Genomic DNA, 647 nt, shown 5'->3' on the forward strand with positions numbered 1-647 from the left:
CTGCTGCACATCCAGCCCGAGGCGGATGCGGCTGACGTCGCGCTCCACCCAGGCGCCGACGGTGCCCGAGTTGGCGCCGTAGCTGAGGCCCGCCGCCCACGGCCGGGACGGTGGCGGCAGCGGCGCCGGATCGATCGGCACATCCAGCGCGCGAATCACCTGACCATCGGGCGAGCTGGCGATCACGCGCCGGCCGCCATCTACCTGCACCAGCGACAGATCGACGGTGACCGGCGGGCACTCACAATGCAGCGTGCCGTCGGCAGCGGCTACTGGGGTGGGCTGGACAGTGGGGCGCACCGTCACGCTCACGCGGCGCTCTTCGTGCGCCCCCTTGGGCAACTGGTGCGGCGGCGGGCTGGGTGCCGGATCCGGCAGGCGGGCGGCGATCACGCTGCCGTCGTCCTGGGGCTGCTGCGCGGCAGGTGCGGTGTTCTCCGGTACCGGCGCGCGGGCATGACCGAGCAGATAGCCCAGCCACAGGGTGGCCCCCAGCCCAAGCACCACCGACAGCGCCAGTACGAACTGCATCGGGCGGCTCATCGCGGCGCCCTCCCCTCGCACAGCGCGCGCTCGGCGGCGCGGCGGTTGGCGAGGCCCTGGATGTACTGGCCACCGACATAGCTCCACGCGGGTTTGCCGTGGTC

General features: G+C 73.1%; 1 protein-coding gene. It reads right to left on the minus strand.

Translation table 11 applies throughout. From position 1 onward, the window contains the following. Positions 1 to 543: hypothetical protein (locus FAZ21_RS20095; RefSeq protein ID WP_136775199.1), on the minus strand; the 543-nt coding region annotated here is incomplete at its 3' end. Between the last annotated feature and the right edge of the window lie 104 nt (positions 544 to 647).

Source organism: Chitiniphilus eburneus, assembly GCF_005048205.1.
Classification (GTDB): domain Bacteria; phylum Pseudomonadota; class Gammaproteobacteria; order Burkholderiales; family Chitinibacteraceae; genus Chitiniphilus; species Chitiniphilus eburneus.